Source organism: candidate division WWE3 bacterium (assembly GCA_026396615.1).
In the GTDB taxonomy this organism is placed as follows: Bacteria; Patescibacteriota; WWE3; order JAPLWK01; family JAPLWK01; genus JAPLWK01.
This window is the reverse complement of the sequence record JAPLWK010000002.1, coordinates 1-18531: the sequence shown is the minus strand read 5'-3', so window position 1 is coordinate 18531 and position 18531 is coordinate 1. Positions and strand designations below refer to the sequence as shown.

Below are 18531 nucleotides of genomic sequence, written 5' to 3'. Positions count from 1 at the left end.
GCAAAGTCGTAAATCTGCCTACTAATCAGCCGTTGCCATACTTAGTTTTCCATTGACCGCAGCTCGTAATTCCGAACAAATTGCAGATCTTTGTTCGCTATTTAACCTGCTATCGCTGTCAACCAGATTTTTGACAGCCTTAACAATTAAATCCGTGATGTCCTTTTTTATAATGGTCCAGCTATAGGGGTAGTTTTGCTTGAATAGCGTAATCCCTGTCATAGTGGCCTCTTGCAACTGCCCAACAGTCACTACGTGTACCGCTCTTTCGGGATCTACCCGGTTCGCTAAAACTAGGTTATTTGTTTCTCGGCTACGGTGTCGGATTCCTACAGACCAAATCAATGCGGCGAAAGCCCACCAACGGTCGTCTTTTCTAACTTTAGATAGCAAGCTTTCCAGGCTCTCAGGATCTTCAGGTCTAACTGGTAGTACCAGCACAATGTCACTATTATCCATTTTGCTCTCCTTTTATTATGTCAATTTGTTGCTAGGATTATGCACCTTGAGAGCCATTTTGTCAGTTGACAGATTTTAACACGTATTAAAAGTTGTCAACGGGATCGAAGGAACAATGGCTGGGTTCGTCAGCCGGAGTTATTGAGTGAGTGCTAGGCTTCGTATTTTGTTGTCACGACTGCTAGAGAATTAGGAATCCAGGCTTCGTTTGGCAAGATGCGCGCGGAGATTTCTAAGAGATGCTTAAGTTCATTATTCGGCTGATTTTGGATTTGATAAGGCTTCAGGGCCGTGTCTTTATTTCGGGCGATGTCCCGAGGGTTAAGAGTGCCTTTAAACTCGATGTTGACTTGATCACCTTTGATATAAGATTCCAGGAATCTAACGGCGTCGGCCAAATGCTGTCTGTCCTCGGTTGTCCTTGGAAAGCCAAGTTGCTCCAGAGTTTCGGCAGCTTCAAATAGCGGTTGCAGACCAAATACCTGATAATGCAAGGATTGACGCTCCCGAAAATCGATTGTTGCTCCAGTATCGTCGACGCTAGTCGCTAAATATTCACTTAAGTCACGATCGGTGTCAAACGCTAGTTTAGTGCCTTTCGCAATACCTCCCAGCTCTAAAACCGCGGCGGCGCTGGCGCGTAGGTTCAAGGAATGACAATAACGATTATTCTGCAGACCTTCGGTTAAATTTTCCAGTGGCAGCCACCAGTTTTGGTCTAATCTAGCAGTTCGGTCAGCCAGCTCGATGGCCGACTGCTGTTCTTCCGTGGTTAAGCCCTTCCAGGTAACTGTTGCTGCATTAAACATTTTGACGAAGATTTTTTGATCTAGCGGCAGGTAGGAGTTTTTAACGGCGTCATTCGAGGGTTTATAAGCTGCTTCCCATTCTGTTAAATACTGACCTAATTTGGCGGCGACTTCCTCTTTGACGACTGCGTCGGTTGCCTGCTCATATTTAGTTGCCAATTTTTCGCAATCACTAGAATCTTGATCCCAGGCCTCCGTCTTTTTATTTTCGCCACTTTTACGGTCAGCGATTGGCACTAATATGTCGTTTGAAGGGTGTGGGACGAAGTGATCGAGGTTGCTGTAATCATTGGTTTCAGAAGCGTTTTTCATAATAGTCCATCAATTATACATAAAATTAAACGTAGTGGTTTAGCCTGTTAAACTCGCAATCTACCTTAAATACGTTAATGACAAATTTGTATTCCAGTGCAAAACTGTCAATCGATGTGCGTCGTAAATGCCGCCACTACGTTTTTTATATCTTGTAAAAACAAAAAAAGCCGGGCGAGGTTTTTTAGGCTTAACCTATTTGACATGAGATTCTTTTACACTAAACTTAAACTATGAAAGCAAAAATTGGTAGCAAACAAAATCCTAGTGAATATTTAAAGGCCGTGATACCTCATATTGAGGTGTTAACAGATCCTCGAGCCGGAAGGGCAAAACTTTTAAGCCCCCGAGAGTTTGGAATATTAGCCAACAGAGTGAGAAAAACATTTAAGAATGAATCTTCTGTATACCCCGACATTAGCAACAAGTCTTAATAGCGCCTTTGTATTTATTGATACATGTACACTAATAGCGGCTTTTTCATTAATACAAAATAATGATTGTGCATTTTGTTCTGTCGGTCCAGTTCAGTTCGAATTTACTCGGGGATCAGATGATATAAATGCTTATACCGATAGGCTAAATTACATGAATACTCTTGTGAGTAGTATTTATCCGATTGAGCGGGAGTTAGAGAATCTTAAAAACTTTACCGTAGTTCTTCAGAAAATCAAGGGAACGATTAGTTACACAGATTTTCTAATGTATTGTTGCTTATATAAATTCCCGAAAGCCTATCTTTTAACCGAAAATCATAAAGATTTTACTACAGAAATACTAGAGAGGCGCTATATTGTAACTATTGATACGGATAAGGAAATTCGACATCAAGCATTTTATCAAATTTCTCTGGATAAATTTAAAAAGGCCGAAGCAGCCTTCGCTAAAAGCAGCCTATCTAGAAAGCAAAAAAAGCCGGGCGAAGTTTTTTAGGCTTGTGCTCGGCTGGTGTTTCACATAATTCTTAAATTTTCGGTGTTTTCGACGAAAGTAAGATAACCTTCAACGTCGTGGTCGCGTTCTCCTTCCCGCGATGGCAGAACGAACATCAGGTTTTTGTAACCAGGGACTCCGTAGTAGTATTCTCTCCGGAATGGGGTTACTTGTAGCCCTGATCTAACGAAAGTCGGAACTTTAGACACTTTTAAGGCATAAATAACATCCTTCATCAGCGGTTCTAGATTTGTCTACCAGAGCGACTGTGGCTTGGCGCTGCCTAGAAATGCGTCAAGCGCGTATATATCCCTCCTAAAATCGTAAATGCTGTCATACTCCTCAAAAAGTCTAATAGCTATTTGGTTTTCCATCTCTTTTCTCCTATTTGGCTTAATTGTTGGTTAGTATATGCGTATAGTAATTATAAATCAAACACAACGACGTTAATCTTGCGGATCTTTGTCAGTTGTGTCACACTTTACATATGAAGTTACAGGAACTTTTGAATGACTATTTGGAATATTTGGAGTTAGAGCGGAATATGGCCCAAGGGACGATTAGAATGTACCACTTCTACCTTACTGACTTCCTAAAGCATTTAAATAAGCCGGAAGCCAGTATCGAAGCTCTTTCGGAAGATGCGATTCATAACTATCGTTTGGACCTGAGTCGTCGTCTTAGCAGTAAGTCGGCGGAGACTATCAAGAAAAATACTCAAAAAGGCTTTTTGGTGGCCTTGCGGGCTTTTTTAAAGTACTTACTAATCACAAAAAATCTAAAAGTGCTTTCGCCGGAGAAAGTGATCCTCGGGAAGGCCGAGCCTTCGATTCCGAAGTTTCTTAATAACGAGCAACTTGACCGCTTACTGAGCGTTCAGAATTTGGATCGCAAAAGTGGTTTGCGGGACAAGGCCATTTTGGAAGTTCTCTTCTCCACTGGGCTCCGAGTTTCAGAGTTGACGCATTTGAATCGAGAAAGTATTAACTTTGAATCCAAGGAGTTTAGCGTTATAGGAAAGGGTCGGAAGGTCCGGACGGTGTACCTATCTGACGCGTCAGTGACTTCACTCAAACGGTACTTGGCGACTCGGAAAGATGCTTTTAAGCCGTTATTCGTGCGTTACAGTGGGAAGACGATGGAAGCCGGTGATTCTGATGGTGAGAGTGCTAGGCTTTCGGTAAGGAGTGTGGAACGGATGCTTGAGAAGTATGTTGGTCGTTCCGGAATTTCAATTGGTGCTACCCCGCATACTTTGCGACATACGTTCGCGACGGATCTACTCTCACACGGCGCTGATCTTAGGAGTGTCCAGGAAATGCTGGGGCATAGCAGTTTGTCGACTACTCAGATTTACACGCATGTAACGAATCAGCAGCTAAAGAGTGTTCATGGGAAGTTTCATGGGAAAGAGGCAGATTTACTGGATTCCGGGTCAAGCCCGGAATGACAATGTTTTTAAGCAGTCCCCTAAAGCAAGCTTCTTCAATTCTCGCCCTAGGGGCTGATCCAACGAATTTTAAGACCTCTCCTAAGTTGAATATTAGCAAGTGCTGTTAAAAAAGCAAATAGAATTGTCATTCCGGCCCCGGAGCCGGAATCCAGTCAACGATAGATCAAAATGCAAAGATCAAAGGTCAAAACCAAGATCAAAATTCAAATATTTTTGATTTTTACATTACTGGATTCCGGGTCAAGCCCGGAATGACAAGTGGTGGTTTTTCATTGGGGCAAAACTTCTTCTATGTATCGGGCATGGTCCGTATTTTGCTAACGCGGACAGATGCAGCTTAGTACCGTAGCCAACATGCTTATTAAAGCCGTACTGCGGGAATTTTAGATGGTACTCCCCCATTATCTTATCCCTCTCGGTTTTGGCAATAATACTGGCGGCGGCGATGCTAAAAACTTGCTGATCACCCCGAATAATGCCTTTTTGGACGTCTTTTTTGACGTCGTTAATCGTAAAGGCGTCGATTAAGTAAAATATTTTGGCAGTTTCCTCCTGGCAACTACGCGGAAGGGCTGCCAGGGCGCGATTAAAGCTTAGTTGCTCGGCTTTAGAGAGTCCTACTTCATCAATTTCAGTATTCTCTACCCTACCCACCCCAACGCCTAAAGCTACGTCGTAAATCCAAGCGGCGGCGGTGGCGAGCTGTTTTTTAGAAAGAGTTTTGGAATCACGGATCGATGGGTAGGTTTGATAGGTAGAATATGTCGAATAGGCAAAGTTTTTTGGGAAGATAACGGCTGCAGCCAACATTGGCCCCGCGAGTGGTCCCCTACCCGCCTCGTCGATTCCGCAGACGAGATCATAGCCTTGGGACCAGAGTGATTTTTCGTAATCGAATGTAGGAGAAACCATTTGTTAGCATGTCGTGACGGCCGCCACTCTGTCCTCCGCATCGAACCTCATTAGCGTTACTCCTTGAGTGGTGCGTGATAACGTGGGAATATCTTTTGCCGGTAGCCGAATCATTTGACCAAGTTTAGAGGTAATTAAAAGATCACACTCCGAAACTTTATCGACGACGAGAGCAGCCACTAATTTTCCAGTCTTACTAGTCACTTTAGCCGTAAAAATACCACCACCACCGCGATTCTGGACCCCATACTCTGTCATTCCCGTCTGTTTGCCGAAGCCACGCTCGGAAATCGTGAATATCTTTTTATCAGAATCTTTATTTATAATCGCCATACCAACGACCTTGTCCCCTACTCCCAGTCGCACGCCCCGTACTCCGGCGGCGCTCCGACCCATTGGCCGGACGTCCTTCTCACTAAAACGAATCGATTTACCCATCGCTGTTACCAGCATTATTTCATCGTTCCCTGTGGTCGTATTAGCCCAGGCTAAACTGTCGCCAACGTCCAGTTTAATGGCGGTAATACCGCCTTTACGGATATTGTCGAATTCTGTAAGTTCTGTTTTTTTAACGGTGCCTTGTTCTGTAGTTAAGAAAATGTATTTGGGAGCTTGGGGTGTTAAGGGAGATGTGGGACTGTCAGTTTTTTGATCGCTGGTGGCGTTAGTTACTGGTAATATAGAGAGAATCTTTTCGCCTTGCTCAATGGCCAACAGGTTAACCGCGTTGCTGCCACGAGCAGTGCGGCTGCCTTCGGGAATATCCCAGGCTCGTTTTTGATAGATTTTGCCTCTGTTCGTAAAGAAGAAAACGTTGTCATGGGTGTTACAAACTAGCATTGTGTCTACTTGATCCTCTTCTTTAAGACTGCCGTTATTAACGCCCTTCCCTCCCCTACCCTGCCTTCGATAAGCGTCTTCCGGCAATCGTTTTAAGTAGCCGTCTTTGGTCATGGTGACTATTACCGTCATTTGGGGCACTAAATCTTCCAATTCAAACTCCCCTACTCCACCAGCGTGGTACTTGGTCTTTCGTTCATCACCATACTTCTCGCGAACCGCTGTTAACTCCGTTTTTACTGTTTCTAAAATCTTCACTCTTGATTCCAGAAGTGCCACCAGTTCTGCTATTGTCTTCAGAATCGCTTTTAATTCATCTTCTATTTTCTGTCTCTCGAGAGCCGCGAGCCGTCTCAACATCATGTCTAAAATGGCGGTCGCTTGAATGTCGTCCAGCCCAAACTTCTTGATTAGTTGAACTTTAGCTTCATCCGCGTCCTTAGCATTGCGAATGGTTTTAATGACTTCGTCCAAATGATCCAGGGCTATTTTAAGGCCTTGCAAAATATGCTCCCTTGCCTTCGCGGCGGCCAGTAAGTACCTCGTCCTCCGCCACACCACTACTTGGCGGTGCTTCACAAATTCTTGAAGGATCATTTTTAAGGTCATCGTTTTCGGCTCGCCGTTAACTAAAGCGACGATGTTGGCGTTAAAAGTTGACTGCAGCGCGGTGTGTTTAAAGAGTTGGTTGAGGACGAGTTGTGGGTTGCCGTCGCGCTTTAAATCCACCGCAATCCGCATGCCAATGCGGTTACTCTCATCTCGTAAATCGGCAATACCATCAATCTTTTTTTCTTTAACCATATCGGCAATTCGAGCTACCAAATCCGATTTATTTACCATGTACGGAATCTCGGTAATGATGATCTGAAAGCCTTTTTTGCCTTCTTCGATGTTGGCCGTTCCTCTCATCAAAACTCGACCCCGACCGGTGGCGTACACATTGGCAATTTCTTTTTTATCGTAAATATGACCGCGGGTAATTCCTTAGTCTTAACGACTTCACCAGGGTTATCAATGGCGTAAAGTAAAGCGTCCACGACCTCACCAAGATTGTGAGGCGGAATGTTGGTAGCCATGCCCACGGCGATGCCAGAGGCGCCATTAAGCAGTAAATTAGGGACAGTTGACGGTAAAACTTCCGGTTCCAAGTAATCTCCGGAATAGTTGGGAATAAATTTAACGGTGTCTTTGTCAATATCCGTTAAAAGCGCATCCGACAGTTTATCTAAGCGACACTCGGTGTACCGCATGGCGGCTGGGGAGTCGCCGTCAATGGAGCCAAAGTTACCCTGGCCGTCTATTAAAGTATATCGTAGGGAGAAATCCTGACCCATGCGAACCAAAGCGTCGTAAACCGCTACGTCACCGTGCGGATGGTACTTTTTAAGAACTTCTCCAACCACGGCAGCGCATTTTTGATAGCGGGTGCCGTAGTGCATGCCTTGTTCGTGAGCGGCGTAAATAACCCGGCGGTGAACCGGTTTTAGGCCGTCACGGCAATCGGGCAGAGCCCGGGCCACAATCACGCTCATAGCGTAATCTAGGTATGACTTCTCCATTTCGGTACTAATTGAGGTCTCGATGATTGAGTTGGCAGGGGCGACGACTATTTCTTCTTCTGACTGTTCTACTGGGGTCTTTGCCATAGCTTAGGTATTATACCTTATTTGAGATGTCTGCAAAAGCGTCAAAACGTAGGGGTTTTGCCTGCAAAACCCGCACACACGGTCATTTATGGTCAGTTGCGGGCTCAGCAGGCTGAGCCCCTACGATGAAGCCGAACGAGTACTTATGAGGATTGAATTTGGTGGTATGGATCTTGGAAACTTTTTTTACCTCTCCTCGCATCTTCTCCACTTCCGGTGTACGCATGTTTTTAACAATTCTGGCAATGGTTGCGGCGCCGACATTAGTTTGCTTTTGGATTTCACGGTAAGTTGCTTTCTTCTCCAAAAGTGCCGCAACATTCACGCGGGTTCGTAATTCCTCTGCTTCTGTTGGAGATAGTATTATAAGAATGTCTTTGGGTATGGCGGTCATCGGGTTTAGTATACAGTGACTGGATTCCGGGTCAAGCCCGGAATGACATATTGACTAGACATCTAGCTCTGCGAGTTTAGCGTTGGTCTGGATAAACCTCTTTCGCGGGGCCACTTCCTCACCCATTAGAATTGTAAAAGTCTCGTCGGCCTTGGCGGCATCCACGACCATGATCTTTTTAAGCTGACGGGTCATCGGATTCATTGTCGTTTCCCACAATTCTTCGGCGTTCATTTCCCCGAGTCCTTTAAAGCGGGAGATCTGGAATTTCTTGCCTGAATTTTCCATAGCTTCGGTAAATATCTTCAGGTCAGCGTCTGTCGCAATGTATTTTTTCTCTTTACCAAATGTGGCTTTAAAAAGTGGTGGCATGGCCACATACACGAAGCCGTTGTCGACCAGGTCTCGTAAATGCCGGTAGAAAAATGTTAAATACAGAGCACTAATATGGCTGCCATCAACATCAGCATCGGCCATAATAATTAATTTGTGATAACGCAGTTTAGCGGGATTATAATGCTCGCCAATTCCCGCCCCCAAGGCTGTAATCAGCACTTTAAATTTGTCGCTATCAATGATCTTATCGAGTCTGGCTCGTTCGGTGTTTAACACCTTACCAAATAATGGCAACACGGCTTGATTTTTACGGTCACGGCCTTGCTTGGCACTACCGCCTGCGGAATCGCCTTCCACAATAAACAATTCGGTCTTTGAAGGATCTTTTTCTTGACAATCGGCTAGTTTACCAGGTAGCACGCCCCCACCTTCGAGAGCAGATTTGCGAATTATAGTCTCTCTGGCCGCCCTGGCAGCAAGTCTCGCCCGTGAGGCCAAGATGTTCTTTTCGCAAATCGCCGCCCCATCGCGCGGGTTTTCTTCCAGATAGGTGTCTAAGGCTTCTTTAACAATCTTTTCGACCGCCCCGCGGGCCTCGGCATTGCCTAGTTTAGCCTTGGTTTGCCCTTCAAATTGCAAAATCTGCGAGTCCAGCTTCACCGATATCACTGCGGTTAACCCTTCTTTAATATCTTCCTGAGTAAACGAATCGTCTTTTTCTTTAAGATAGCCGTTTTTGCGGGCGTATTCGTTGATAGATCGCAGCAGTGCGGCCCGAAAGCCGGTTAAATGACTACCGCCTTCAGGGGTCCGAATGTTGTTGGCAAAGGAAATAACGTTCTCGTTAAAGCTGTCAGTATAGGCAAAAGCCACTTCGCCGTCTATGTTGTCCACTTCACGGTGGGTATAAAAGGTTAACTCCTGCAGCGCCTCTTTGTGGCGGTCCAAAGATTCCACAAAAGACTTAATACCGCCCTCAAAATAGTAACTAGTCCGTAGATCTTCGATTTCTTCGTAAATCTCAAACTTAAGCCCGGCCGTTAAATAGGCATATTCCCGAAAGGCGGCCTTTAAGGCTTTAATATCAAATTCCGTGGTTTGAAAAATCTCGGGATCAGGGCTAAAAACAACATAGGTGCCATTTTTACCGTCATTTCTTTTCCAAATTGGGTTGGGATCTTTGATTGTTTTGACGCTGTATTTAGGGATGCCTTGAGAGTATTCCTGACGACTATAAACGCCTTCGTGGTTGACTTCGACCATCATATATTTAGAAAGAGCGTTCACGGCCTTGGCTCCAACGCCATGCAGTCCTCCACTCCGCTTGTAGCCACCAGCTCCAAATTTGCCGCCCGCATGTAACTTCGTCAGCGCTAATTCTAACGCTGATACCCCATATTCCTTTTTAACTTCCACCGGGAAACCGCGGCCGTCATCAAGAACCGCTACCGAACCATCTTTTCGGAATTCAATATAGACTTTGGTGGCCACTCCAACGACCGCTTCGTCAACCGAGTTATTCACGATTTCGGTTACCAAATGATTAAGGCCTGTTTGATCCGTTGATCCAATGTACATTCCCGGCCGTTTGCGAACTGGTTCTAGGCCCTCAAGAACGGTTATTTGATCAGCGCCGTATTCGGTTGTTGCTTTGTCTTTTATGTCTGTCATTGCTAATTTCAAATTAGGTTAACTTACCTCTTTAGGACTCTGTGAACGACACGCTTCTGTTTCTTTTCTTCGATCTTCGGTTTTGTCACCTCGGCCTGCCCTCTTGCCTCTTCGACTTTACGTTGCACTTCCACTGACTCATGCGTTAATTGCTCCCTGATTTTAGTGCCGTAAGCGCAATCCAGTTTAAAATTATCAGTTTCGTAAATCAAGCAGCATAATAATTTACCACACATTCCCAAATATGCCGAGGGAATGCCATCAATATTTTGTTCAACCAAGGTTTGTGCACTTGGGTTTTGCGGTGACGGCAGCCACTGGTGACAGCAGAGTTCCCTGTCACAGCGCCCTACTCCGCCGAGGAGAGCCGCCACCTCGCGACTGCCAATTATTTGGAGGGTCAAATGTCGCCCTAAAGTAGCCTCTAAGTCATCTTTAAAGCTTTTTAAACCGGACTTAGTATCATTTTTATTTTCTTTGACCTGTTTTAAATAGACAATTAAATCGCCACCGGCTTCTTCGATGATGCTTACCACCTGAATTTCCAAATGACGCTCGTCTTTGAGTTTATTAGCAGCCTTTAGGTAATGGGGGTCAGACAGCACTATGGCTGCATTCTACAGTGAGAGGACAAACTCTTCAACTGCCAGGCGAACGCTAACGTTAGTGGTCAAAATAAGGCTTTTGGCGACCCACAGCTTCTCTAAAGCGCTAATGACGGTCTTTTTTGAAGTGTCGTCTTTTAGCAAAGCGCCGCGCAGTTCGCCTTCCCAACCAGCCATATAATCAGCCATTTTGGCGCGGTCAGTCAGCTCTTCTTTATGCTCGTTAACCCAGTCTACCCAATCGCCTTTAGCCTTTAGCATCGCAGTGATATTCGTGGTCTCTGTCTGCTCTTTAGGGATTCTGTCGCCTAAATTAACAAGGTGACAACGGGAAATAATAGTTGGTAACAAACTAGTCTTTTTATCAGCCGTTAGAATTAAATAGGAGTTGCTTGGCGGCTCCTCTAGAGTCTTTAGCAGACTATTTAAGGCTTCCGGGGTTAGAAAATGCGTTTCCAAAATTAGGCCGACTTTGGCCGAATGGCTAAAAGGCTTGGTTTTTAGAAAATCAATTAGTTCTCGCGACCTTGCGATCCCAACACTCTTTTTATCGTCTTCGTCCATGATTTTATGGGAATCAATGACGAAGAGGTCGTATTTGGGATTTTGATCAGCCAAGATTTCTGCGGTTAGCGCACGCGCTTTAGTGACGCGATCAACGATGGTTGAGCCGGTGATGAGGGTGGTAATAAAGCTAACAGTTTTGATCATATCTTATCCAGTATATACGTCTATTAAACATAAAAGCTAATTTTCAATTTGAAATTTGAAATCAAAGTTTGTAAATTTAAATTTGAAATGTTTAAAATTGTTTTCAAATTTTAAATTTTAAATTTCAAATTAATTGTTTGTGGCTGGATTCCAGGTCTTGTCCCGGAATGACGTTATTGAAATTTTCTGTTCTTAACGTAAGATTAGATCATGGATCTGTCTGCCCAGAGAGATATTTCGGACGTTCTTTTCGCCAAAGATCTTCTTACCACCGATCAACTGGCTTCAATTAAGCTTGAAGTAGCCAACAGCGGCCGGGACGCTCAAACTATTATTAAAGACCGGAAATTAGTGTCGACTCGTGATATTGCCATGGCTCAAGGCGAGCTTTATAAAATTCCCTATCATGAAATCAGTGACGCTCAAATTCCCAGCAATGTTTTAGATCTTGTGGCTGAAAGTGTGGCCAAGAAATACACTTTGTTCCCCTTCGAAGCCACTGATTCAACTTTAAAGCTCGTCATGGTTGATCCGTTGGATCTGCAAATTATTGACTTTTTAGAACGCCAAACTAATCGCACGGTAACAGCTTTTATTGGTGATGTGGTTGATGTAACTCGCGCCATCAATGAGCAGTATGGCAAAAGCATTAGTAAAGACGTCACGGCTGTGCTGGAGGAATCGGGCATGGCCACCAAAATTTCTGAGAATTTGAGTGACATTAACAAGGTTGAAGAGGTGGTGCGGGATGCCCCTGTCGCCCGTATCGTCTCTACAATCCTTGAATATGCGGTTAAAGCCCGCGCTTCTGATATTCACATTGAGCCGGAAGAAGAGCGGACCCGTGTTCGTTATCGGATTGACGGTGTTTTACAAGAAAAACTATCGATTCCTAAAAAAGTTCATAACTCTTTGGTGGCCCGCATTAAAATTTTAGCGAATCTTAAAATTGATGAGCACCGGCTACCGCAAGACGGTCGTTTTAAGGTCCAAGTTGGCACTTCCGAAACTGATTTGCGTATTTCTACCTTGCCAACGGCCATTGGCGAAAAGATCGTCATTCGGTTATTAAAAGAAGAAAGTACCGTCCTCACTTTGCAAGATTTAGGGGTTCGCGGTAACGCTCTACGAAGCCTACAAGAGGCACTTTTAAAGTCTAATGGCATTATTTTGGTCACCGGCCCTACCGGCTCCGGCAAAACAGTCACTTTAGCGGCCTGTTTAACTAAGCTTAATACGGTCCGCGTTAACATCGTCACTTTAGAGGACCCGGTCGAAATTCGACTTCCCGGGGTTAATCAAGTCCAGATCAATTCCAGCATCGGGCTCTCCTTCGCCTCGGTTCTCCGCTCTATATTGCGACAAGATCCCAATGTAATTATGGTGGGAGAAATTCGCGATGGCGAAACGGCCGGACTGGCGGTCAACGCCGCGCTTACCGGTCACTTAGTCTTATCAACTCTTCACACTAATTCCGCATCAGGCGCCATTCCAAGGTTACTAGATATGGGGGTTGAAAACTTTTTGCTGGCTTCCACTATTAATGTGGTGGTGGCCCAGCGCTTAGTTCGTAACCTCTGCCAATACTGCAAAGCCTCCGAAGCGGCTCTACCGGATGTAGCCACGGAGATAAAAAATTCTCTCGGCCCTTTATATAAAGGAGAAGCTAATTCGCAGGTTATGGTTTACAAGGCGGTTGGTTGCGATAAATGTGATCATAGCGGCTACCATGGCCGAGGCGGCATTTTTGTACGGAGATCGAAAAAGTCGCTGTTTCCGAGGGTATGGTAACCTTGATTCAAGATGGGTTTATGAAGGTACTTGAGGGCACGACAACGATGGAGGAAGTATGGAGAGTGGCTAGGAGTTAGTATGTTACTTGACTCATTATTACAAAAAGTAGTCGATCTAAAAGCTTCAGACCTGCACTTAACCGTGGGTTCTCCGCCGTTAGTCAGAATTGATAGCACCTTGCAATCTTTACCAAATTTAGCGCCGTTAACTCGCGAAGACGTTTATGACGCTAGTATTTCCGCCATGAGTGCTTCTCAAAAAAGCATTTATGAATTAAATAAAGAAATTGATTTTTCGTATAGTCTGCCGAGTAATGCCCGCTTTCGCATTAATGCTTTTACTCAACAAGGGCTGCCGGCAGCGGCGATTCGGTATATTCCGGCGATAATTCCCACCATCGAGGAATTAATGCTACCGCAGGTTTTGTATGATTTTGGTAAGTTACCGCAAGGCCTGGTTTTAATCACCGGTCCCACCGGTCAGGGTAAGTCGACCACCTTAGCCTCAATTATTGACTCTATAAATAGTACTCGGGCTTGCCACATTGTGACTATTGAAGACCCTATCGAGTACGTCTTTACGCCCAAAAAAGCCTTAATTGCGCAGCGAGAAATGTATAAAGATACTTTATCCTGGGAAACAGCACTTCGCAGCGTTCTGCGAGAGGATCCCGAAGTAGTTCTGGTTGGTGAGATGCGCGATTTTGAGACAATCGCGGCCGCGATCACCGTTGCCGAAACGGGCCATCTCGTCCTCGCTACTTTACATACGAATTCTGCCGCTCAATCAATTGATCGCATGATTGACGTTTTTCCGGAAAACCAGCAGACACAAGTGCGATCACAATTGGCGTCAATATTAGAGGGAGTGATTTCTCAGCGTCTGGTTCCCAAAATTGGCGGGGGCAGGATCGCCGCTTGCGAGGTTTTAATTAACAATGATGCCATCCGTAATTTGATTCGTGAGGGAAAAACCTTCCAAATTAATAACGTCGTGGCGACGAGCTACGATCTAGGCATGATTACTTTGGAACGGTCTTTAGCATCTCTTGTTAAAAAAGGCACAATTAGCATTGATGAGGCGATTCAGCATACTTTGATGCCGGATGAAGTTCGGAGACTTGCTTTGGGTTAGCTTGTCATTCCGGGCTTGACCCGGAATCCAGTAAACGATCTAACCGTACTTATTGGTTATTGGTGATTGACTATTGATTATTTATTATTGAATTGGTCATTTAACCTCAAATAAATAGTCATTAATAAATAACCAATAGCAAATAACTACGATCCAGTTTTTTAGTTACTGGATTCCGGCTCCGGGGCCGGAATGACATATTATTTATGGCTCTATATACCTACAAAGCCCGGGAAATATCTTCTGGTCACGAACGCAAAGGCTTGGTTGAGGCTAACTCACAACCGTCGGCTCTCACGCTCCTGCGTAACCAGGGGCTGCTCATCATCTCTATGACCGAAAAGAAGGAGGCCGACGATATTTTTAAGTTTGCCAATAAATTTTTTAATAAAGCCTCCGGTAAGGATATCTACAATTTTACGCGGCAATTAAATACCATGATTAGCTCCGGCCTCCCGCTTGTTTCCGCCATTCGAACGCTGCAAGGCCAAACCTCTTCCAAATATTTTAAAGAGTTACTCGATTCAGTGGTCCGAGATATTGAAGGCGGTTCCCAGCTTTCAAAGGCCCTCGAAAAATACCCAACTTCTTTTGACAAACTATATTTAAGTTTGCTGCGGGCCGGCGAGGTTTCCGGGACTTTAGACAAAGTGCTGGATCGTCTTTCCGTCAACTTGGAAAAATCGCGTGAGTTTAAAGGCAAACTCACTGGGGCCATGATTTACCCCATCGTCATTATGGTTATGATGACCGGCGTGGTTGGGGTGATGATGATTTTCGTGATGCCTAAGCTTGGCGAAATGTTTACCAGCATGAACGTTGATCTACCAATCACTACTAAAATTATGTTCGGGGCGTCACACTTTGTGGCTGGTTATTGGTGGGCAATTATTATTGCCGGTGGTGCTTTTGCTTATGGCTTTCGGGCCTTTAAAAAAACGCCTTTTGGTAAACATTTTTTGGACGTCCTGATTTTTAAACTGCCGATCTTTGGCTCAATCGTTAAAATGTCCCAGTTGGCTCAGTTTACTCGAAATTTGGGGGTCCTAATCGGCAGCGGCGTTCCTATCATTGATTCCCTAAAGATCACCAAAGATTCCCTGAGCAACACTTTATTAAGAGATACGATTGATAAATCTATTGGCAGCGTTGGTCGCGGCATGCCCCTCTCCCAAATTATCGCTAGTGACTCCAATTACCCTAAATTGGTTTCGCAAATGTTACAAGTCGGCGAGGAAACCGGCAAGATCGACAAGGTGTTACTTGATATAGCCGCTTACTTTGAAAGTGAGACTGATTTCGCCGTTAAGAACCTTTCTTCGGCTATGGAGCCTTTAATTATGGTCATTTTGGGGGCCGGCGTTGGTGTTTTAATTTTTAGCATTATTACCCCTATTTACAAGTTAACAACTTCGTTCTAAAGTTTAGTTATCTTATGCCTAATCGATCTTTGCAATTTGTTATTGGATTATTAATTATCGTAGTTTCTTTTTTATTTATTTATTCTTTATTTAATCCTCTCGAACGCGATCGTCAAATGATCGACAAAGCGACCTTAACTCACCTCTCAGCTGAAGCCAGCGGCAGCGCTCGTTGCTTTAAACCAATTTCCAAATATTATCAAGAAGATCCGCATACTATATATAATAGTAAAGGATTAATGAGTTTTGAGGGTTTTTATTGCCTAAATTAATTATTACGAAGGAGGTGAAAACATGACTACAAATAAAAAAAATTCCGGTTTCACTTTAGTAGAATTATTGGTGGTCATCGCGATCATCGGTATTTTGGCGGCGGTAGCATTAGTGGCTATCAATCCTTTGGAAATGATTAAGAAGGGTCATGACGCGGCCCGGATTTCCGATTTGGAATCCATTCGCAAAGCGATTGATCTAAGTATTGCCGATAGCTCTATTTCTTTGATTGCGATTACCGAGGTCGACAGTAATACCAGCGGGGCGACTCGATTGGTTGATGGTACTGGTTGGCTGGGTTACACCGTGGTTAAAGCTCCGGGCTTGGGAAAATACTTGCCGGTACTCCCAATTGACCCGATTAACAATGCTACCTATCACTACCGTTTCGCGAGTACTGTGAGTGATGGCTACGAATTGAATTGTCACTTTGAGTCGGCTGATTATCAAGCGAAAGAGGCCAATGATGGTGGTAATTCCGCGGGTTGGTACGAGGTGGGCTCTTATCCGGGCTTAACGCTGCTTGGCGATCCTGTATAAAGACTTAGTGTTCTAGAACATTAAGAAAATCCCTCGAAGAAATTCGGGGGATTTTGGTTTAGTGGATTCTTTTAGAAACCTCCTTTCATTCTGTAGGGACGGGGCATGCCTCGTCCTCGATTAAAGATTAAAATTGTTGGGATTATTCCGATCCCGAAACCAAATCTTGGGATTAAGAACGATGTAATTTCGAATCCGTTTGTAATCGTCGTAACTTCTAATAATGTGGTCGTAATAACCGGTTTGCCAAATCGTTTGGTCGTTTCCTGTTTGTTCATGTATACGTTTGGAAATTTCAGATTTAAACGATCCGATTACATTTCCCAATGAGGTCTGTTTGGACGAGGACGGGGCATGCCCCGTCCCTACAGTTTGGTAGGAGGCCTCCTGAGCAGCATCGCAGAACTGAAGGTCACCTCCTTCCGATCTTGTAGGGATGACGCAGGCGTCATCCTCGATCAGGTTCTCAAGGGTGAGTGTTAAATGCAGGTGGTTTGGCATTATTTGATAGGCCGTAAGGTAAACCTGAAAATGTTTTGGTAATTCTTTCCACACTTCATCAACTATTTTTCCGAACGCGCTTAATTTCATATCACCTGGATGATATTTGGTAATAACATCCGGGAATGCCTTTAGAGCAGCATTAATGTTAAATTCATGATTACTTTCGGTTTCAATTCTTGGGTCCGGAATCAATGCCTCTCCTAAAATAACGTCTGGGTTAAAATTTACAATTTCACCAAAAATAAATCTACGTTCGTGTGTACATATTGTCACGAAATAATCTGTGGGTGATCTATAATCGTGTTTTTTGAGACGTGGGTTACGTCGATCAAAATAATGCATATATTAATATTACACATTTATTTTGAAATTGATCGAGGACGACCCATGGGTCGTCCCTACAGATTTAAAGGAGGTCAGCTGAAGGGCGGAGTCGAAGACGTGTCATTCGCAGTCAACTTGAGGTGATCTCCTTCTAGATTTTGTAGGGACGACCCATGGGTCGTCCTCGATCCGATCACGTAAAAAAACAAACATCTTGATTTAATTATTAACGTCCTCTACTCTACTCATAATGTCCTTTTTAATTAATTTGCTCCCGTGGATTCTGTCGCTGGTCTTTGTTTCTATCCTCGGTCTTTGTCTCGGTTCTTTTGTTGGCGCCTTTGTAACTCGTTATGTTCGATCTGAAAAGGTCACAAAAGGCCGATCACACTGCGATTTTTGCAATCACCTTTTGTCTTGGCGTGAAAATATTCCTTTAATATCGTGGCTTGTTCAGAAAGGAAAATGTCGGCATTGCGGTCATTCTCTGTCGGCTTTTTATCCCGGTGTTGAGCTGGCAACCGCTTTAACCTTTGGTTCTCTGTATTTTTATTTCTTTAAGACCGCTTTGCCTATTTTTATAGCACCAGTAGATTTTATAAGATTTGTAAGTTTTATTTTAGCTTTGTTAATCAGCTTAACTTTGATCGCGATTTTTTTTGCCGATCTGCGCGACGGCATCATTCCTGATGTCTCGTTAATCTGGGGGGTGGCTCTCACTGTCATTTATAAAATCTGGGACGCCGCTTCCGGTTATTGGTTGTTGCGGTCAAATCTTCTAGACCCTGCTAATAAACTGGGAAAGTATTTAATTCAAACCGGCTTCTTAGATTTTCATCTTAAAAACTACTATTTAATACCGCTCGCTTGGGATTTGGGTGGCGCCATTCTCGCTGTCGCCTTTTTCTTGCTCCTTGTACTCGTCACCCGCGGTCGTGGAATGGGTCTTGGTGACGTTAAGTTTGCTTTTTTAATGGGACTGCTCTGTGGCTGGCCTAAAATTGCTGTCGCCATTATGATTGCTTTTGTGACTGGGGCTTTAGTGTCGCTTGTTCTCATGCTATTTAAGAAAAAGGGACTCAAGAGTACGATTCACTTCGGGCCATTTTTGGTCTTAGCTATCCCTATCGCACTACTATGGAGCGACTTTTTACTCCAACTATACTTCAAGATCCGTCCCTCTTGACAGTGGTTTATAAACAACGCATATTTATAGTAGTTAATTGAAATATGAAAATTACTAAGGGGGTGAAATAATGACTCAAATTAAAATAAAAGAAGGTGGTTTCACCTTAGTCGAGTTACTCGTTGTTATCGCTCTTATCGCCATTCTTGGTGTAGTAGCTATTGCAGCCATTAATCCTGCAGCTAAGATTCAAAGTGCTACGGACGCCAGAGCTGTGGCTAATGTTGAATCACTAGGAAAAGCTTACGAATCTTGCGTGGCTGATAAAATG

At 44.2% G+C, this 18531-nt stretch carries 19 protein-coding genes and 1 pseudogene; 10 read left to right on the top strand and 10 right to left on the bottom strand.

The window, feature by feature from the left end:
- Window positions 1–21: 21 nt before the first annotated feature.
- Both NT141_00300 and NT141_00295 read right to left on the bottom strand, forming a co-directional pair.
- Window positions 22–459 (bottom strand): hypothetical protein, encoded by a 438-nt coding sequence (locus NT141_00300; protein ID MCX6783502.1) that lies wholly within the window; start codon window positions 457–459, stop codon window positions 22–24.
- 152 nt (window positions 460–611) lie between these two features.
- Window positions 612–1580: an alginate lyase family protein gene (locus tag NT141_00295; protein ID MCX6783501.1), complete on the bottom strand. Its 969-nt coding sequence runs from the start codon at window positions 1578–1580 to the stop codon at window positions 612–614.
- Between the two features lie 233 nt (window positions 1581–1813).
- Between NT141_00295 and NT141_00290 the strand changes: the two genes are divergently transcribed.
- Entirely contained in the window at window positions 1814–2014 is a 201-nt protein-coding gene (locus NT141_00290; protein MCX6783500.1) for a hypothetical protein, read from the top strand.
- Between the two features lie 154 nt (window positions 2015–2168).
- A complete protein-coding gene (locus tag NT141_00285; GenBank protein MCX6783499.1) occupies window positions 2169–2513 on the top strand; it encodes a hypothetical protein in 345 nt (114 codons plus the stop codon).
- Between the two features lie 20 nt (window positions 2514–2533).
- Here the strand turns inward: NT141_00285 and NT141_00280 are convergent, their stop codons facing one another.
- The gene (locus NT141_00280) at window positions 2534–2749 is read right to left on the bottom strand and encodes a hypothetical protein (GenBank protein MCX6783498.1); all 216 of its coding nucleotides are present in this window, start codon (window positions 2747–2749) and stop codon (window positions 2534–2536) included.
- Between the two features lie 251 nt (window positions 2750–3000).
- Between NT141_00280 and NT141_00275 the strand changes: the two genes are divergently transcribed.
- Window positions 3001–3963 carry a tyrosine-type recombinase/integrase gene (locus NT141_00275; protein MCX6783497.1) on the top strand — a complete coding sequence of 321 codons (963 nt, stop codon included), beginning with the start codon at window positions 3001–3003 and terminating at the stop codon, window positions 3961–3963.
- A 243-nt stretch (window positions 3964–4206) separates the two neighbouring features.
- On the opposite strand, the gene NT141_00270 is transcribed toward NT141_00275, so the two are convergent.
- From NT141_00270 to NT141_00245, 6 genes and pseudogenes are all read right to left on the bottom strand, one after another.
- Window positions 4207–4878: a ribonuclease HII gene (locus NT141_00270; GenBank protein ID MCX6783496.1), complete on the bottom strand. Its 672-nt coding sequence runs from the start codon at window positions 4876–4878 to the stop codon at window positions 4207–4209.
- Between the two features lie 3 nt (window positions 4879–4881).
- Window positions 4882–7367 (bottom strand): annotated as a pseudogene (gene gyrA / locus NT141_00265) (DNA gyrase subunit A).
- Between the two features lie 82 nt (window positions 7368–7449).
- Window positions 7450–7761 carry a Trp family transcriptional regulator gene (locus NT141_00260; protein ID MCX6783495.1) on the bottom strand — a complete coding sequence of 104 codons (312 nt, stop codon included), beginning with the start codon at window positions 7759–7761 and terminating at the stop codon, window positions 7450–7452.
- Between the two features lie 54 nt (window positions 7762–7815).
- Window positions 7816–9768 carry a DNA gyrase subunit B gene (locus NT141_00255; GenBank protein MCX6783494.1) on the bottom strand — a complete coding sequence of 651 codons (1953 nt, stop codon included), beginning with the start codon at window positions 9766–9768 and terminating at the stop codon, window positions 7816–7818.
- Window positions 9769–9791: 23 nt separating this feature from the next.
- The gene (locus tag NT141_00250) at window positions 9792–10373 is read right to left on the bottom strand and encodes a hypothetical protein (GenBank protein MCX6783493.1); all 582 of its coding nucleotides are present in this window, start codon (window positions 10371–10373) and stop codon (window positions 9792–9794) included.
- A gap of 12 nt (window positions 10374–10385) precedes the next feature.
- On the bottom strand, window positions 10386–11084 hold the full coding sequence (locus NT141_00245; GenBank protein MCX6783492.1) for a hypothetical protein: 699 nt from the start codon (window positions 11082–11084) through the stop codon (window positions 10386–10388).
- Window positions 11085–11294: 210 nt separating this feature from the next.
- Here NT141_00245 and NT141_00240 point away from each other — a divergent pair, with 210 nt between their 5' ends.
- The 5 genes from NT141_00240 to NT141_00220 all read left to right on the top strand — a co-directional run bounded on the left by NT141_00240 (window position 11295) and on the right by NT141_00220 (window position 16246).
- Window positions 11295–12875 (top strand): GspE/PulE family protein, encoded by a 1581-nt coding sequence (locus tag NT141_00240; protein MCX6783491.1) that lies wholly within the window; start codon window positions 11295–11297, stop codon window positions 12873–12875.
- 81 nt (window positions 12876–12956) lie between these two features.
- Window positions 12957–14012, top strand: coding sequence for a type IV pilus twitching motility protein PilT (locus tag NT141_00235; GenBank protein ID MCX6783490.1), 1056 nt, complete (start codon window positions 12957–12959; stop codon window positions 14010–14012).
- 206 nt (window positions 14013–14218) lie between these two features.
- Entirely contained in the window at window positions 14219–15433 is a 1215-nt protein-coding gene (locus tag NT141_00230; protein MCX6783489.1) for a type II secretion system F family protein, read from the top strand.
- 14 nt (window positions 15434–15447) lie between these two features.
- A complete protein-coding gene (locus NT141_00225) occupies window positions 15448–15705 on the top strand; it encodes a hypothetical protein (protein MCX6783488.1) in 258 nt (85 codons plus the stop codon).
- A 22-nt stretch (window positions 15706–15727) separates the two neighbouring features.
- A complete protein-coding gene (locus NT141_00220) occupies window positions 15728–16246 on the top strand; it encodes a type II secretion system protein (GenBank protein MCX6783487.1) in 519 nt (172 codons plus the stop codon).
- 120 nt (window positions 16247–16366) lie between these two features.
- On the opposite strand, the gene NT141_00215 is transcribed toward NT141_00220, so the two are convergent.
- Window positions 16367–17092, bottom strand: coding sequence for a hypothetical protein (locus tag NT141_00215; protein MCX6783486.1), 726 nt, complete (start codon window positions 17090–17092; stop codon window positions 16367–16369).
- 232 nt (window positions 17093–17324) lie between these two features.
- Between NT141_00215 and NT141_00210 the strand changes: the two genes are divergently transcribed.
- Window positions 17325–18260: a prepilin peptidase gene (locus NT141_00210; GenBank protein ID MCX6783485.1), complete on the top strand. Its 936-nt coding sequence runs from the start codon at window positions 17325–17327 to the stop codon at window positions 18258–18260.
- 70 nt (window positions 18261–18330) lie between these two features.
- On the top strand, window positions 18331–18531 hold a 201-nt coding region (locus tag NT141_00205), incomplete at its 3' end, for a prepilin-type N-terminal cleavage/methylation domain-containing protein (protein ID MCX6783484.1).

What these genes read in the sequence shown, in the direction of transcription:
- NT141_00245 (MCX6783492.1), bottom strand. Translation starts at nt 11,084, where the DNA reads ATGATCAAAACTGTTAGCTTTATTACCACCCTCATCACCGGCTCAACC.
- NT141_00280 (MCX6783498.1), bottom strand. Translation starts at nt 2,749, where the DNA reads ATGAAGGATGTTATTTATGCCTTAAAAGTGTCTAAAGTTCCGACTTTC.
- NT141_00290 (MCX6783500.1), top strand. Translation starts at nt 1,814, where the DNA reads ATGAAAGCAAAAATTGGTAGCAAACAAAATCCTAGTGAATATTTAAAG.
- NT141_00235 (MCX6783490.1), top strand. Translation starts at nt 12,957, where the DNA reads ATGTTACTTGACTCATTATTACAAAAAGTAGTCGATCTAAAAGCTTCA.
- NT141_00225 (MCX6783488.1), top strand. Translation starts at nt 15,448, where the DNA reads ATGCCTAATCGATCTTTGCAATTTGTTATTGGATTATTAATTATCGTA.
- NT141_00255 (MCX6783494.1), bottom strand. Translation starts at nt 9,768, where the DNA reads ATGACAGACATAAAAGACAAAGCAACAACCGAATACGGCGCTGATCAA.
- NT141_00210 (MCX6783485.1), top strand. Translation starts at nt 17,325, where the DNA reads ATGTCCTTTTTAATTAATTTGCTCCCGTGGATTCTGTCGCTGGTCTTT.
- NT141_00285 (MCX6783499.1), top strand. Translation starts at nt 2,169, where the DNA reads ATGAATACTCTTGTGAGTAGTATTTATCCGATTGAGCGGGAGTTAGAG.
- NT141_00275 (MCX6783497.1), top strand. Translation starts at nt 3,001, where the DNA reads ATGAAGTTACAGGAACTTTTGAATGACTATTTGGAATATTTGGAGTTA.
- NT141_00240 (MCX6783491.1), top strand. Translation starts at nt 11,295, where the DNA reads ATGGATCTGTCTGCCCAGAGAGATATTTCGGACGTTCTTTTCGCCAAA.
- NT141_00260 (MCX6783495.1), bottom strand. Translation starts at nt 7,761, where the DNA reads ATGACCGCCATACCCAAAGACATTCTTATAATACTATCTCCAACAGAA.
- NT141_00230 (MCX6783489.1), top strand. Translation starts at nt 14,219, where the DNA reads ATGGCTCTATATACCTACAAAGCCCGGGAAATATCTTCTGGTCACGAA.
- NT141_00270 (MCX6783496.1), bottom strand. Translation starts at nt 4,878, where the DNA reads ATGGTTTCTCCTACATTCGATTACGAAAAATCACTCTGGTCCCAAGGC.
- NT141_00300 (MCX6783502.1), bottom strand. Translation starts at nt 459, where the DNA reads ATGGATAATAGTGACATTGTGCTGGTACTACCAGTTAGACCTGAAGAT.
- NT141_00295 (MCX6783501.1), bottom strand. Translation starts at nt 1,580, where the DNA reads ATGAAAAACGCTTCTGAAACCAATGATTACAGCAACCTCGATCACTTC.
- NT141_00215 (MCX6783486.1), bottom strand. Translation starts at nt 17,092, where the DNA reads ATGCATTATTTTGATCGACGTAACCCACGTCTCAAAAAACACGATTAT.
- NT141_00220 (MCX6783487.1), top strand. Translation starts at nt 15,728, where the DNA reads ATGACTACAAATAAAAAAAATTCCGGTTTCACTTTAGTAGAATTATTG.